14 protein-coding genes are annotated in these 14787 nt (G+C 65.6%); 4 read left to right on the forward strand and 10 right to left on the reverse strand.

Annotated features, from left to right (window positions below; genetic code table 11):
* Positions 1-63 precede the first annotated feature (63 nt).
* Entirely contained in the window at positions 64-1080 is a 1017-nt protein-coding gene (locus tag ACSAGD_RS13320) for a YdcF family protein (RefSeq protein WP_437583249.1), read from the forward strand.
* A gap of 80 nt (positions 1081-1160) precedes the next feature.
* Here the strand turns inward: ACSAGD_RS13320 and ACSAGD_RS13325 are convergent, their stop codons facing one another.
* The 10 genes from ACSAGD_RS13325 to ACSAGD_RS13370 form a co-directional block, all read right to left on the reverse strand.
* Entirely contained in the window at positions 1161-2222 is a 1062-nt protein-coding gene (locus tag ACSAGD_RS13325; protein WP_437583250.1) for a YncE family protein, read from the reverse strand.
* A 198-nt stretch (positions 2223-2420) separates the two neighbouring features.
* Positions 2421-2831: a hypothetical protein gene (locus ACSAGD_RS13330; RefSeq protein ID WP_437583251.1), complete on the reverse strand. Its 411-nt coding sequence runs from the start codon at positions 2829-2831 to the stop codon at positions 2421-2423.
* A 49-nt stretch (positions 2832-2880) separates the two neighbouring features.
* Positions 2881-4317, reverse strand: coding sequence for an aldehyde dehydrogenase family protein (locus tag ACSAGD_RS13335; protein WP_437583252.1), 1437 nt, complete (start codon positions 4315-4317; stop codon positions 2881-2883).
* Positions 4318-4379: 62 nt separating this feature from the next.
* Positions 4380-5153 carry an SDR family oxidoreductase gene (locus tag ACSAGD_RS13340; protein ID WP_437583253.1) on the reverse strand — a complete coding sequence of 258 codons (774 nt, stop codon included), beginning with the start codon at positions 5151-5153 and terminating at the stop codon, positions 4380-4382.
* Positions 5153-6100, reverse strand: coding sequence for a dihydrodipicolinate synthase family protein (locus ACSAGD_RS13345; RefSeq protein ID WP_437583254.1), 948 nt, complete (start codon positions 6098-6100; stop codon positions 5153-5155). Before ACSAGD_RS13345 ends, ACSAGD_RS13340 begins: the two co-directional genes overlap by 1 nt.
* Positions 6101-6104: 4 nt before the next feature.
* Positions 6105-6917 carry an enoyl-CoA hydratase-related protein gene (locus ACSAGD_RS13350; RefSeq protein WP_437583255.1) on the reverse strand — a complete coding sequence of 271 codons (813 nt, stop codon included), beginning with the start codon at positions 6915-6917 and terminating at the stop codon, positions 6105-6107.
* 49 nt (positions 6918-6966) lie between these two features.
* The gene (locus ACSAGD_RS13355; RefSeq protein WP_437583256.1) at positions 6967-8199 is read right to left on the reverse strand and encodes a CaiB/BaiF CoA transferase family protein; all 1233 of its coding nucleotides are present in this window, start codon (positions 8197-8199) and stop codon (positions 6967-6969) included.
* On the reverse strand, positions 8196-9560 hold the full coding sequence (locus tag ACSAGD_RS13360; RefSeq protein WP_437583257.1) for an FAD-dependent oxidoreductase: 1365 nt from the start codon (positions 9558-9560) through the stop codon (positions 8196-8198). The genes ACSAGD_RS13355 and ACSAGD_RS13360 overlap by 4 nt, the downstream gene beginning before the upstream one ends.
* Before the next feature lie 8 nt (positions 9561-9568).
* Complete coding sequence (locus ACSAGD_RS13365) at positions 9569-10867, reverse strand: MFS transporter (RefSeq protein WP_437583258.1); 1299 nt, start codon at positions 10865-10867, stop codon at positions 9569-9571.
* A 123-nt stretch (positions 10868-10990) separates the two neighbouring features.
* Complete coding sequence (locus tag ACSAGD_RS13370) at positions 10991-11599, reverse strand: helix-turn-helix domain-containing protein (protein ID WP_437583259.1); 609 nt, start codon at positions 11597-11599, stop codon at positions 10991-10993.
* Positions 11600-12017: 418 nt separating this feature from the next.
* Between ACSAGD_RS13370 and ACSAGD_RS13375 the strand changes: the two genes are divergently transcribed.
* Genes ACSAGD_RS13375 through ACSAGD_RS13385 form a run of 3 tightly spaced genes read left to right on the forward strand, consistent with a single transcriptional unit; the run spans position 12018 to position 14711 of the window.
* Entirely contained in the window at positions 12018-13079 is a 1062-nt protein-coding gene (locus ACSAGD_RS13375; protein WP_437583260.1) for an ABC transporter substrate-binding protein, read from the forward strand.
* A gap of 10 nt (positions 13080-13089) precedes the next feature.
* On the forward strand, positions 13090-13878 hold the full coding sequence (locus tag ACSAGD_RS13380; RefSeq protein ID WP_437583261.1) for an ABC transporter ATP-binding protein: 789 nt from the start codon (positions 13090-13092) through the stop codon (positions 13876-13878).
* A 5-nt stretch (positions 13879-13883) separates the two neighbouring features.
* The gene (locus tag ACSAGD_RS13385) at positions 13884-14711 is read left to right on the forward strand and encodes an ABC transporter permease (protein WP_437583262.1); all 828 of its coding nucleotides are present in this window, start codon (positions 13884-13886) and stop codon (positions 14709-14711) included.
* Positions 14712-14787: the final 76 nt, after the last annotated feature.

A 14787-nucleotide genomic window follows, 5' to 3' on the forward strand; every position in this document is an offset into this window, starting at 1 on the left:
GTCGCGACGCTTCATCCTCATGGGCGACGCAGCGACGCAGCATCCGTCTGTAGTGTGACAATCATGCTTCTTCTCGTGATCGGCATCGTGTTCGCGGTATGTTTCGCCGTCTCACGCGCGAAAGATCCAAGGATGCTGCGCAACGGGCCATTTCTGCTTGCGGCGATCGGGTTCGGGGGCATCGGCATCCTGACGATCCTGGCCGAGTACAACATCGTCGCGGCGATCATCCTGTGGGTCGTGGCGCTCGCGGTGCCTCTCAGCATCCTCGTCTTCGGCATTGGGCTGATCGCCAACGGCATCACGATGCTGCGTCGCGAAGGGCGAAGCCTCGGCAACCAGCTCTCGCTGCTCGTGGGCATCCTCGTGCTGGCGTTGCCCGTCGTCGCCGTCGTGCTCATTGTGCAGTTCGGGCTGCCCGGTTTCTGGATCGCCGCGCTCATTGGGCTCGCCTCGGCCTACGCGAGCATTGCGTTCGTCTCGTTCGCGATCTACTCGGTCGTGTACGGGCGCATGAAGCACTCATTTGCCCCCACTGCGATCGTGGTGCACGGCTCGGGGCTCATTCGCGGTCGCGTTCCTCCGCTGCTGCGCGGGCGCCTTGATCGGGGGCTGCGGGTGTACGGCGCGGAGCTTTCGCGCGGCAATCACCCGGTGCTCGTGCCGTCAGGCGGTCAGGGCGACGACGAGCCGCGCGCCGAGGGCGATGCGATGGCCGACTATCTGGGCGAACAGGGGGTTCCCGATTCCGACATCCTTCCCGAGACGCAGTCGACGTCGACGCGCGAGAACATCGCCCGGTCACTCGAGTTACTCAAGGATGCTGGCCGCGAGGGGCCGATCATGCTCGTCACGAGCGACTACCACGTGCTGCGCACCGCATCGCTCGCGCGCCGCATGGGCGTCGACGCGCAGGTCGTCGGCTCGCGCACCGCGCGCTATTACGTGCCCAGCGCGTTCATCCGCGAGTTCGTGGCTCTGCTTGTCGAGAACCGCGTGGCGACGCTCGTCGCCGTCGGAACCTTCGCGGTTCTGCTCATCGCTATTCTCGTCGGCACGCTCGCGTCAGCGCTGAGCTAGCCGGCGCACGGCGAATCGAACCGCTGCTCACCGGCACAGGCGCCGCCCGAGCTTCACCGAGCGGCACCTGTGCGTGTGGCTTACTCTGCCGGCGTCGACGTAGCCGTGATGCTGAAGTCCTCGAGATCAACCTCGCTGACTGTGAGGTCTTCGTTCAAGACCCACGCCGTCGCGGAGTCTTCAGAGAACGAGATCGCCTGCCGAGGCCCGGTGAAGCCCTCGATCGTCGTCGTCACTGTGTTCGTCTCGGTGTCGACGACGGTGACGGTGTTCGACTCGAGGTCGCCGGTCAGCAGCAGTGAGCCGTCAGGTGAGAGAGCAGCGCCATAGGGCCGTTCGCCCACCGGGATGCGGGTGACCGTCTCGCTTGTGGCGGTGTCGACGACCGAGATCGTGTTGTCACCGCTGTTCGCCGCGTACAAGCGGGTGCCGTCGCTGTTCACGCTGACCGCTCGCACCTCGTTGAAGCCTTCGATCTGGTGACTGATTGAATTGTCTTCGGTGTTCACCGCGGTGACCCGGTCGCCCATGAAGTTCGTGACGTACAGAGTCGCCTCATCAGCCGACAGCACAACTCCCTGCCGGGGCTGCGCGAACCCGGGGATGACGGCGAGGGGCTGCTGGTCGTCGAGATTGACGACGGTGACAGTTCCTGACGCCTGGTTGTTGACGTACAGCGTGTCGCCCGCTTCGTTGAGTGCCGTTCCAAACGCTCCGGCGCCGAGCGGGAGCCGCTCGTCGACCTCCTGGGTGTCAAGCGACACCTCGTCGACGACTCCAAGCGAGCTGTCAGAGAGGTAGAAGCTCTCGCCGTCGGGGGCGAAGTCGATGTTGCGTGGGGTGATGTAGCCGGGGAGCTCTGCTTTCACCTCGTGCGATTCGAGGTCGACGATCTCCACTCTGCCGCTCTCAGAGTTAGAGACGACAGCGACCTGCTCGTCCGGGCTGACGGCCATGGTGTTGTTGTGGATGTCTCCGTCGAACGGCTCGGCAGCGCGGTCTTCGGTGCCGTATGCCCCGAACGACGAATCAGGGCCGTCGGGTTGTTCCTCGGCAGACATCGCGGGGCTGGAACAGGCGGATGTCGTGAGCATGACGGCGAACACAGAGGCAACGGTGAGGGATTTGAATTTATTCTTCACGCTGCCCAGTCTTGGCTGAGCGATTGCGCGTCGGCTGGGCAGCGCCCTTGCCCTCGCGGCCGTCACGCTCAGACTCGGATGTTATAGGTCGCTCCGTCTTCTGTCACGATGCGGTCTTACTGTAACGCCGCGGTGCTCAGAAAGACCGCACACTTCAGAAACCGTGAGCCCCGGCTCTCAGGCGGGCGCCCACGGCGCTCAGTCGTAGGAGCGCGCACGCACCCACGGAATCGGCAGCAGATCGGCCGACGTCACGGCACCGATCTCACCGCCGTCAGAGACGATGACACGGATGCCGATGCCGAAGTTCGGCACCAGCTCACGGCAGACGCCACAGGGGTTGATCACGATCGGCACATCTGCGGGGTCGAGGCCGACCGCGACGATCGTGTCGACAGCATCCTCCCCCGCGATGCGCGCATTCGCGATCGCTGACGGCTCAGCGCACACGTTCACGCGCGCCGTTGAGAGGCTCAGCCCCGTATAGATCGCGCCCGATGTGCCGCGCACCGCCGCGGCGACGCGATGCTGCTTGTCGTCGTGCGCACGCACGAGAACATCGGATGCTGCGCGCCGCAGCTCGTCATCGTCGCTCGTCAGCTGCTGCATCTGTGTCGGCTCCTTCGCCTGCTCGTGTTCCGCTGTCTCACGCCCTCGCCTACTCGAGACCCGTGTACACGGTCTTCTCCCACGTGTAGAACTCGGTGGCCGTGTGCCCCTGCTCGCGGAAGGTGTTCGACGAGGAATCCTTCACGCCGCCGAACGGCACGTGCAGATCGAGGCCCGAGGTGGGGCGGTTGACCTTGACGACGCCGGCCTGCACGCGCGCGGCAAAGTCGCTAGAGTGCGTGAGGCTGTCTGTGCAGATGCCGGCGGTGAGGCCGTACGGCGAGTCGTTGATCGCCGCGAGACCGTGTTCGTAGTCGTCGACGTCGAGAACGGCGACGACCGGGCCGAAGATCTCGTCCGTGGCGATCGGGTCTGTGTGCGCGACGTCGGTGGCGACGACGGGGGCGAAGTGCAGACCGTCGGCACTCGCATCTCCGTAGGCCAGGCGCGCGCCGCCGTCGACGGCGTCCTGAACCGCCGACACGTCTTGCTGCAGCTGCGCTTCGCTGACGACGGGGCCCATCTTCGTGCCGGCATCGAGCCCATCGCCCGGAACGTACGTGCTCGCGAGCGCCGTGAGCTCGTCGAGGAACGCCTGGCGAACGCCCGGGGTCACGTAGACGCGCGAGGTCGCCGTGCAGGCCTGGCCCGTGAGGCTGAACGCGCCGGCCGCGACGACCTGCGCTGCCTTCTTCGCGTCGGCGTCGTCGAGAACGAGCACGCCGTTCTTGCCGCCCATCTCGAGCTGCGCGCGTGCACGGCGGGCGCCGAGCGTCTGCTGCAGCTTCAGCCCCACGCTCGTCGACCCGGTGAACGAGAGGGCCGCGATGCGCTTGTCGTTCGCGAGAGCCTCGCCGACAACGCTGCCGCGCCCGTGCACGACGTTGAAGATTCCGGCGGGAAGCCCCGCGTCGCGCAGCGCCAGCCCCAGGTGCGTCGCCGACATCGGCGTGATCTCGGCGGGCTTCAGCACGACGGCGTTGCCGCTAATCAGCGCGGGGGCCGTCTTCCACGCCGGAATGGCGATCGGGAAGTTCCAGGGCGTGATCAGCCCGACCACTCCCAGAGCCTCACGGCGCGTTGTCACAGTCGTGTTCGGCATGCCGCTGGGAAAGACGGAGCCACTCGCCGACCAGCCGAGTGAGCCAAAGAACTGAAACACGCCGATCGCGCGCCCCACTTCGCCCTCGGCCTCGGCACGGGTCTTCCCCTCTTCGCGCACGAGGTCTTCGGCGATCTGCGTCTTGCGTTCGGTGAGCAGCTGCGCGGCTCTCAGCAGCACGGCGCCGCGCACCGGTGCCGGCGTTGCCGCCCAGGCACCCTGCGCATCGGCTGCCGCTGCGATGGCGGCATCCGTGTCTGCTGCGGTTCCGACGGGCGCGAGAACTGCGACGTCGCCGGGGTGCGCCGGGTTGCGGCGTTCATTGCCGGCGTCGCCGAGAAGCTCGCCGGCGATCAGATGCTGGGCGATAGCGGGTGAGGTCATGAGAGTCGTCCTTTCACGAGGCGTCGAGCGACCTCGACGTGATGAGAATCAGTGTTGAGTGATCAGAGCGTGCGCACGAGACCGCCGTCGACGCGCAGGGCGACGCCGGTGATGTAGGCGGCCTGTGCACCGCAGAGAAACGCCGCTACGGCGCCGAATTCGGCCGGGTCACCGTAGCGGCCGGCGGGGATGGTCTGCTCGGAGCGCCTCTTCGCCTCGGCCGCGTCGATGCCCCGCCGCTCGGCCTGTGCGGCATCGAGCTGGGCGACGCGGTCGGTCGCGATGCGCCCGGGCAGCACGAGGTTGACGGTCACGCCGTCTGCGGCGACCTCGGCTGCGAGCGTCTTGAGATAGCCGGCGAGCGCAGCGCGGCCCGTGTTCGACCCGGCCAGGTTGGGAATCGGAGATTGGATGCCGCTGGAGCCGACCGCGACGATGCGCCCCCATCCGCGTTCGCGCATGCCCGGAAGCACTCGCGACACGAGGTCATGGCCCGGTGCGACGAGGCGCGTGAATGCGTCGGCGACGTCGTCTGCGCTCGCCTCGCTCGCGGTTCCAGGCCGTGGCCCAGGCCCGTTGATCACCAGAATGTCGATGGGGCCAAAGGATGCCGCGGCCTGCTCGATCGCGGATACCCGCGAATCGGCGTCGGTGACGTCAAGCTCGATTCCCATCGCCGACGGAAGGCCGGCGGCGATCTGCTCGGCGAGCTCTGCGCGGCGCCCTGTGATCACGACGTTCGCGCCCTCGGCGGCGAGCGCCTCGGCGATCGCGCGCCCGAGACCGCCCGTTGATGCCGCGACGAACGCGGTCTTTCCCCGAAGCTGCAGATCCATCAGCGCACCTCCTGTACGTCGAGTTCCGCCAGGTGATCGGCGGCGATGGGGTCGAGTTCACGGGGGAAGGATGCCGCGGGAGCGCGCACAGCTCCCGTGGCGAAGAGCCCGCGCCTGCGGAACAGCTCTTTGCGCAGGGCGAGGGCGATGCCCGGCTGCTGCTCGAAGTTGATCAGCGGAAGGTAGGCAAGCAGCTCGGCGCGAGCGGCCTCTGCATCTCCGGCCAGCCAGGCTGTGACGCAGCTGACGAGCGCTTCGGGAACCGAGAAGCCCGTCATCGCGCCCGCGGAGCCCGCCGCCAGCTCATCGAGCAGCCCCTGCCCGCCGAGCCCTCCGAAGACGGAGACGTCGACGCGCGCCGTGATGCGCGCGATCGCGACGGCCGTCGGAGGTGCCTCAGCTTTCACCGCCGAGACGAACGGGCTCGCCTCGACGACGGCGATCAGGCTGTCTGTCGAGATGGAGACGCCGCTTGACTTCGGGTAATCCTGTAGCACGATGTCTGCCCCCGTAGCCTCGTGAATGCGGCGCAGATGCTCGGTCACGACGCCCGGGGCGCCCGAGTTCGCCTGCACCATGACGGCACGCAGACGTTCCCCGACCGCGGCCTGCGCGTTCTCGATCTCTGCGATGGCCGGAGCCGTGGCGAGCGACGTCACGCCGGCGACGATCGGCAGCCTGCTGTTCTGGGCGACGACGCCAAGCACCTGCATGCGCTCCGCCGCCGTGAGCGCGGCCGCCTCGCCGAACACTCCGAGCACGGTGAGCCCCGCCGCGCCGACGGATTCGTAGAACTGCACGAGTCGGGCGAGGCTCTGCTCGTCGATCTCACCGGCATCCGTGAATGGTGTGGCGACGACTCCCCACACCCCGCGGGCAAGGGGCTCGACACGCTCTGTCACGGTGTCGACGTTCGCAGTGCTGTCGGTCACAGGGTTCTCTGTCATACGATCACTTCCCCGGCCAGACGGGCTTTCGCTTCTGCTGGAATGCGGCGACACCCTCGGCCGAATCGTCACTGTCGAGTGCGGCGACGAGGGCAGGCAGGCGCATCGCCCGCGCCTCGTGAGCGGTGAGGTGCGCAGTGCGCGACACCATCTGCTTCACCGCGCGCACCGACGTGGGCGCGCAGGCGAGAATCTGCTCGACCCAGCGGTCGACCGCGGCATCGAGCTCGCCTACGTCGACGACCTCATTGACGAGGCCCATCTGCGCCAGCTCGGCAGCCGGTGCCTTGCGCCCGGTCAGCAGCAGACTCATCGCCTGCGTGTATGGAATACGACGCACGAGTTGATGGATGCCGCCGTCGAGCGCGAGCCGGCCGACGCGCGGTTCCGTGAGCCCGAACTGGGCACGATCGGCCGCCACCACGATGTCGGCACCGAGCACGATCTCCATGCCGCCGCCGAGAGCGTAGCCATTCACCTTCGCGATGACGGGAACGTCGAGGCTCGTGCGCAGGCTGAGCCCGCCGAATCCGTTCGGGTCGAGCTCTGCCCAGTATTCGAGACCCGTCTTGTCGACAGCATCCGCCGACATGTCGGCTCCCACGCAGAAGGCCTTCTCTCCACCGCCGGCCACAACGACGACGCGTACGCGATCATCGGCTTCGATCTCGGCCCAGATCTCATTCAGCCTGGCGTGCGTCGCCCGGTCCACGGCGTTGAGCACGCGTGGCCGGTTGATCACGACCGTGGCGACACCGCGGTCGTCGACATCGAAGCGCACCTCGTCTGGCAGCGCATCGGTCTGCTGGTCGGTCATTGCAGCACTCCTGTCTTTCCAGAACGCTCGGTCACTCCAGAACCCCGAGTCATTTCAGAACCCCGAGGTCGTGGAGGCGTCGGATCTCGTCGTCGTCGAAGCCGTTCTCTCGCAGCACCTCATCGTTGTGCTCTCCGAGACGCGGGGCGACGCGGCGCACAGTTGCGGGGGTCTCTGAGAGATGGATCGGCGCGTTCAGCGTGCGGAACGTGCCAGCGCTCGGATGCTGCGACTCGACGATCATGCCGTTTGCCGCTGTCTGCTCATCGGCGAGAGTTTCGGCGAGGGTGCGCACGGGAGCGTTGAGCAGCCCCTCGTCTTCGAGACGCTGCGTCCAATACGCCGTACTGTTTGTCGCGAAGCGGTCGGCGAAGATTCTCTGCAGCGCAGCCCGGTTCTCGACCTGTTTCTCGTGTGTCGCGAACTCGGGCCGCAGCGTCAGATCCTCGTCGAGCTCGAGCGCCCGCGAGATGTGCAGGAGCGGGTCGGGGCTGAAGCCGCCGACGAGGCACACGGCGGAATCTGTCGTCGGGAACACGCCCGTGAGCGGCATCCTCCCCCAGTTCACCTCGAAGCCCCGGTTCAGCTGCATGGCCGCCTCCTGCATCTGCATGTGCAGCATGGAGTCGTACATGGTGACCTCGACCTTCTGCCCCTCGCCGGTCTCGTCTCGCGAGCGAAGAGCGAGAAGGATGCCTTGGAAGAGGTGCATTCCCGTCGTGTAGTCGCACAGTGTCGTCGGGTAGACCGTCAGCGGGTCGTCGTCAGAGCTGCGGCGCCACATCACACCCGAGTAGGCCTGGTTGATGACGTCCTGCCCGCCGAGCGACGAGTAGGGTCCAGTGGTGCCGAAGCCCGTTCCCGACGCCCAGATGAGGCGCGGGTTGAGCTCCTTCAGCTCCTCGTAGCCGAAACCCATGCGCTCCATGACGCCGGCGCGGAAGTTGCTGACGACGACGTCCGCGCGGGCGATCAGGTCACGCATGACCCGGCGGCCCTCGTCCGACTTCGTGTCGATCGACATGCCGCGCTTGTTGCGGTTGATCGAGAGGAAGATCGGGTTGTCCTGCCCGTGCTTGTCTGGCAGCGAGTTGCGGGAGGTGTCGCCGCGGCCGGGCCGCTCGATCTTGATCACGTCGGCGCCGAAGTCGCCCAGCAGCTGGGTGCAGCTCGGGCCCATGAACACCTGCGTGAAGTCGACGACCGTGACGCCGTCGAGCGGGAGCGCCCGCGGCGCGTCTGCCGCGGCATCCCTCACATCTGCGGTTGCCTCCATGGTCATACTCCCACCGTCTCCTCTTCGTCGACCGTCGCGTTCTCGGAGGGAACGTCACCCGGGTCCGCGTTGTGCTGACGCATCCGCTGCTGGATGTCTGCGATCGGCACGTCGCGCACGAGAGACTTCTGCTCGAGCGCGAGGGTCGCCGCCGACGCGACGGCCTGCCCCATCGCCATGCACGGCGGAATCTCACGGGAGGCCTTCTGCGCATCGGACGTCGCCGAGTAGTGACGACCGGCCACGAGCAGCTGGTCGACGTTCTTCGGCAGAAGCGAGCGGTACGGGTAGTAGTAGTCGCGGCCGCGGGCCACGGTGTCGTGGAAGTGGCGGCGCTGCGTGACGTCGTCCTTCGTCATGATGTACTCGCCCTGCAGCAGGCGCGTCTGACGCACGCCCATCTGCGGCGCGGTGTCGATGACGAAGCAGTTCTCGAATCCCGGCAGGTACTCCCTGACGTACTCGACGGCCTCGGCGATGCGCTCACGCGCGGCGAACTCGGCCTCGGTGAGCGACGCCGGGTCGGCCCCGTCGTACCCCGACATGTGCGGGGCGTTGCACCACACGACACCCGGCAGCGGGGTCTTGAGCCACCACAGCTCCCACGCGCCGCCGAGGATCCTCTTGACCTTGCGGTTGATCGCGCGAGCCGCCTTGGGGTCGGCCTGCTCGAACTCCTCCGCGCGCTTCGTGTCGACGCCGGCGAGGCGGAACACGAGGGTCGTGATGTAGCTGCCGTGGATGAAGTCGGCACCGGCGCGCGAGGCGACGTCGATGTCTCCGGTCGTGTCGATGACGACATCCGCCATGTGCGCCTGCGGACCCGCCTTGGTCTCAGCGATGACGCCCTTCATCACACCGTCGTCCACGATCGGGCGCGAGAACCACGAGTGCAGCAGCAGGTTCACGCCGGACTCGCGCACGAGGTCATTCGAGACGCGCTTCCAGCCGTCCGGGTCGAAGGCCGCGGCGTAGCAGATGGGCTTCGGGTTGACGTGCGTGTGGAAGTCGAAGGTGCCGAAGCGCCCCCACTTGTTCCACAGCTCGCGTGAGGCCTTGCGGTCCTCGGGCGGCGGCACGATCGCGAGGTCGAGCTTCTTCAGCCGCTCGATGTACTCCGAGACGATGCCTGTGACCGTGATCTCCTGACCGTTGATCATGTCGTCGAGCACGAGCACCATCCCGCCCGAGGCGAGGCCGCCGAGCGAGGGGTAGCGTTCGAGCAGTGTGACGGATGCCCCGGAACGAGCCGCTGTGACGGCAGCTGCGACTCCGGCCGGACCGCCGCCGACGACGAGCACGTTCGAGCGAGAGGCAATCGGCGCTCTCAGGTCATCTGTGGTGACGAGAAGGTCGTTGGTTGTCATGGTTGTTCTCACTTTCCGACGTGGATGCCGTTGACACGGCGAGCAATCAGGTAGAAGACGACGCTGAGCGCAGAGAGCACGGCGACGTAGACGGGGAAGGCCCAGTCGAGGTCGATGGACTGGAACCACACGAGCAGGAACGACGCGGTGCCGCCGAAGATGGCGACGCCCAGGCCGTAGCCGAGCGAGGTTCCCGCGCCGCGGAAGCTCTTGTGCATGAGCGAGGTCGAGACGACGTTGTAGAGGGTCATGTTCACGACGAGCACGACGGACCCGCCGAGGAGCACGGCTGCGAAGCCGCCGAGACCGGGCTCGACGTAGAGCAGCATCAGGAAGACCGAGGGGATCACGAGGATGCGTGCGACGACGAACCACTTCGAGATGGCGCGTCCGTCCACGAGGCGCCCGACGATAAGGCTGCCGATCACGAGGATGAGCCCGAGCACGGTGGTCAGCGCGAACACCGCGGACGAGTCTTCGTTCATGGTCGAGCGGGCTGCGTTCGGCAGACCGACGTTCCATGCGTAGTTGTATGCCTGGACAGCGCCGACGACGAAGACGATGGCGAGCACACTGACCCAGCTCTTGCGGACGCCCGTCCACACCGTGCCGGTCGTTGCGGACTCGAGCTCCTGCTTCTTCATGGTCTCGGGCAGAGTGCGACGCAGGTAGAGGATGACGAAGCCGAACAGAGCGCCGATGACGAACGGAATGCGCCAGCCCCACTCGTTCATGGCCGCCTCGCTCATGCTCGTGGTGACGATGAAGCTCACGAGCGGAGCGCCGACGATGCCGACGTTCACGAAGAACGAGATGATGCCGGCCACGAAGCCCTCACGGCCCTCGGGTACGAGCTCGACCGCGTGCGCGGTCGAGAGCGGAGCCTCGACACCGGTCGAGATTCCCTGCACGACGCGGCAGAGCAGCAGGATGACCGGAGCCCAGATGCCGATCGTCTCGAAGGTCGGCGCGACCGCGATGACGAGCGTGCTGAGCGCCATCATCGTGATCGAGAGCATCATGACCTTGCGGCGGCCGATGCGGTCGGCCACGGTGCCGAGCACGATGCCGCCGAGCGGCCGGAAGAGGAAGCCGACGGCGAAGACGGCGAGGGCGTCGAGCGTGGCGACGACGGGGTCGACGCTCGGGAAGAAGTGCGGGCCGATGTACGAGGACAGCAGGCCGAAGATCATCCAGTCGTACCACTCGAGCGTGTTGCCGAGGCCGAGGCCGAGGATTCCGCGACGCACTTCGGGGCTGAAGCGTTCGCGCTTGGTCTTTGATTTGTTGACGCCAGTGTCAATCATGGTTCTCCTTATCAAGCGTCGTCATCGCTGCTTGACGGCAGGCTCCATCGACGTCGGCCCCGAGTGGGACGGCGCTGGAGGGGTTATATCAGTTGGCTGCGGATTAGACCGCAGTCCGCAGTGCTACCAGGTCGGAGGTGAGATGACCCAGATCGCTACGCACGGTTCGTCGTAGCTGTTCTCGTACCAATGCGGTGTGGTGGAGTCGTACGTGATGGTGTCTCCGGCTTCGACGACGTACTTCTGGCCATTGAGGTACACGTCTTTCTTGCCGGAGAGAATGATGCCCACTTCTTCTCCACCGTGGGTGAACGGGCCGTCGACGGCGCCTCGTCCGGGAGGCGTGACGACCCAGAGTGCTTCGATGGTTCCGTTGAGGTCGGGCGTCAGCAGTTCGTAGACCGAATCGCCGTTGGCCTCGCGGGTGACCCCTCGAAGGTCACGTCGTTCGCTTTTGCGAACGACGGGCGAGCGATTCTCGGCATGGTTGGGGAACAGCTTCCCCACTGGGATCTCCAGTCCATGCGCGAGCTGCGCCAGTGTCGTGAACGACGGGTTGGCGAGCCCTCGCTCGATCTGACTCACGATCGCGGGGCTGAGTCCGGTCACCTCTGACAGCTCGGACAGCGTAAGTCCTTTCTCCTTACGCATGGCGCGTACCTTGCTGCCGACGTCGGCGAGAATCGCGTCCACCGCCAGCTCTGGCGATGATTCGACGTTCGAGATAGCCATGTACACAACTCCTGGATCGTGAGGACGAATTCAGTATATTGAAGAAATTTACTGAGTCAAATGTTTTCACGGATGCCGGCGACCGGAGAACCTGTCAGTCGCAACATTGCACTGAAAACCAGACATTCTCACGATACGCGTCAGGCGCGCATCACAGACGGATAACTCTGTTGTTGACTCGCTAAAAAACTTCAATATACTGAAGCGCAACGACGGCGCACTGCACACCCAGCGGTCTGGCGATCCCAGTACGGCAGCACTCAACGCGCGCAACGTTTCATCGAGTGCTCCACCCTGACGACCAGAGGCGTCACAGCATCCGTATGCACACGGGCGGCCCCGCCCCTCGTGCGATCGACGCTGTCTGTCGACGCACGCCGCCCTTCAACGACGACGCATCTCAAAGAGGAGAGCACCCATGTCAACCTCACGGCACATCTCGCGCAGAAACCTTCTTGCCGGCGCCGGCCTTTCGGTCGGTGCGTTCGCGCTCGGCACCTCCCTGCTCACCGCGTGCAGCGAGCCGAACCGCGGCCCCGGCGCCAAGGGCGGCGACGGCACACCGCTGTCAATGCAGCTCGGCTGGCTCATCAACTCCGGCCAGTTCGGCGAAGCGATCGCCCTCTCCAAGGGGTGGTACGACGACGCGGGCATCAGCTTCGGCATCAACCCCGGCGGTCCCAGCATCGACGGCATCGCACTGGTGTCGGCCGGTGAGTCGCAGATCGGTCAGATCTCATCGAGTCCGTCTCATATGTTGGCCCGCTCTGAAGGCATCCCTGTCAAAGCGTTCGCAGTCTGCGTGCAAGATCACCCGTACGCGTGGCTGTCCACCACCGACAATCCGGTCGAAACCCCTCAGGAACTCGTCGGCAAAACCGTCGGCGGCCCGGCAACCACCGAGATCCTCTACAAAGCGTTCCTCGCGGCCAACGATGTAGACCCCAACGACGTTGAGTACGTGGCGACGGGAGACTCTGTCGCACCGCTCATGACAGGAAAGATCGACGTGTGGGGAACCTGGCTCAACTCCATCTCGCAGCGGCGTCCCCTCGGCGACGACTTCGTCTCAATGCGAATGGCGGATTACGGCGTCGCCCTGTACGGATACATCTATTACACGACCGACAAGATGCTCGAAACAGATTCCGACACTCTCAAGGAATTCACCACGGCCACAGCTCGCGGGTGGGAGTTCGCATACGACCACGTCGAGGAGGCTGCGAAGGCCACGGTCGAGATGTCACCGGAGGCGAATCTCAAAGACATTCAAGACGACGGCGAAGCGATGATGCAGTACGTCTTCACCGAGTCCACAGCTGAGAAAGGCTGGGGCACCATGGACACGTCCATCTGGGAGAACCAGATCGCTCTGTGGGACACACTGGGCCAGTTCAACTCGGAACCTCCGACGGTTGACGAGCTCGCCACCTGGGAGATCCTCGACGCCACAGCCGACGCCCGGCCGAAGCTCGGCTGAGGGCTGAGCCATGACGGTGAAGGAAGAGATCAGAATGCAGCCCATCAGCATCGACGAGGTCGGCATCACGTTCGACACGACAGACGGGCAGGTCACGGCGCTCGAGGGCGTATCGACAACGCTCAAAGCAGAGAGCTTCACCTCGCTGCTCGGTCCATCAGGATGCGGCAAGTCGACGCTGCTCCGCATCATCGCGGATCTGCTCGAGCCGACCGCCGGCTCGGTGAGCGTGCTCGGCGAGACGCCCGAGTCCGCGCGGACGAGCAGACACCTCGGCTTCGTGTTCCAAGACGCGGCGCTGCTGCCGTGGCGCGACGCGCTGAGAAACGTCACCCTGCCGCTCGAGATCGGCAACGGCAAAGTGTCGGACGAGGACAGAGAGCGCGGTCGTGAACTGCTCGCGCTGGTCGGACTTGAGGGCCGCGAGGGCGCGTTGCCGTCGCAGCTGTCGGGCGGCCAGCGCCAACGCGTCTCGATCGCCCGTGCACTCATCACCCGCCCGAAGGTGCTGCTCATGGACGAGCCGTTCGGTGCGCTCGACGAGATCACACGCGACCGTCTCAACGAGGAGCTGCTTCGCATCTGGCAGGTCACGAAGACGACGATCATCTTCGTGACGCACAGCATCGCGGAGTCAGTGTTCCTGTCACAGAAGGTTGTGGTCATGTCGGCGCAGCCCGGCCGCATCCGTGACGTCGTCGACATCGACCTGCCGGACTCCCGAACGCGCGAGGTTCGCGCGCTGCCCGAGTTCGCCGGGTACGTCACCCAACTGCGCAACCTGCTGGAAGGAGTGTGAGTCCCATGGTCGGAACGAACACCGAGACCCTCGTGATGGGTTCGGCGAAGCCCGGGACCAAGCGCAAGCCGAAGAAATCCGCGCTCCGCCGCATCGGCACGCCGCTCGCGGCCGTGGCCGTGCTCGTCATTCTGTGGCAGGTCGTCTGCGTCGTCTTCAAGGTGCCGTACTACATCGTGCCCTCGCCGATCGAAGTGGGCACCTCGTTTGGAGAGAACATCTCGACACTGCTTGAGCACGCCGTGCCGACCGTGATCGAGGCGGGTGCAGGATTCCTCGTCGGCAACTCGATCGCGATCGTGCTCGCCGTTCTGTTCGTGCACTGGAAGGCCGCGGAAGACGCGCTCATGCCCGTCGCCGTGTTCATCCAGACCGTGCCGATCGTGGCTATCGCTCCGGTGCTCGTGCTGATGCTCGGCACCGGCTACGCCCCGAAGGTCGTCATCGCGGCCCTCATCTCGTTCTTCCCGACCCTGGTCAACATGGTCAAAGGACTGAAGGCTGTCGAGAAAGAGCACCTCGAGCTGTTCCGTCTGCTCTCGGCATCCCGCTCTGAGACATTCTGGAAGCTTCGCGTCTTCGCATCCATGCCGTTCCTCTTCTCCTCATTGCGCATCACGGCAACCACTTCAGTGATCGGCGCGATCGTGGCAGAGTGGATCGGATCCCAGCGCGGCCTCGGCTACATGATCATTCAGGCCACGTACAACTTCGACACTCCTCTTCTTTACGCGACCATGATCATGGCGTCGCTCGTCGCCGTCGTGTTCTTCTCACTCGTGACGATCGTGGAACGCCTCGTCGTCACCTGGTCGGCCGAATCGAAGATGTAGCCGACCGGCACCGCTTGGGGTCGGCGTCCGCCGGGAGGCGCGCGCCGACCCCAACCATCCACCAACCTCAGGAGGA

The organism is Paramicrobacterium salitolerans, from assembly GCF_051513965.1.
Lineage (GTDB): Bacteria > Actinomycetota > Actinomycetes > Actinomycetales > Microbacteriaceae > Paramicrobacterium.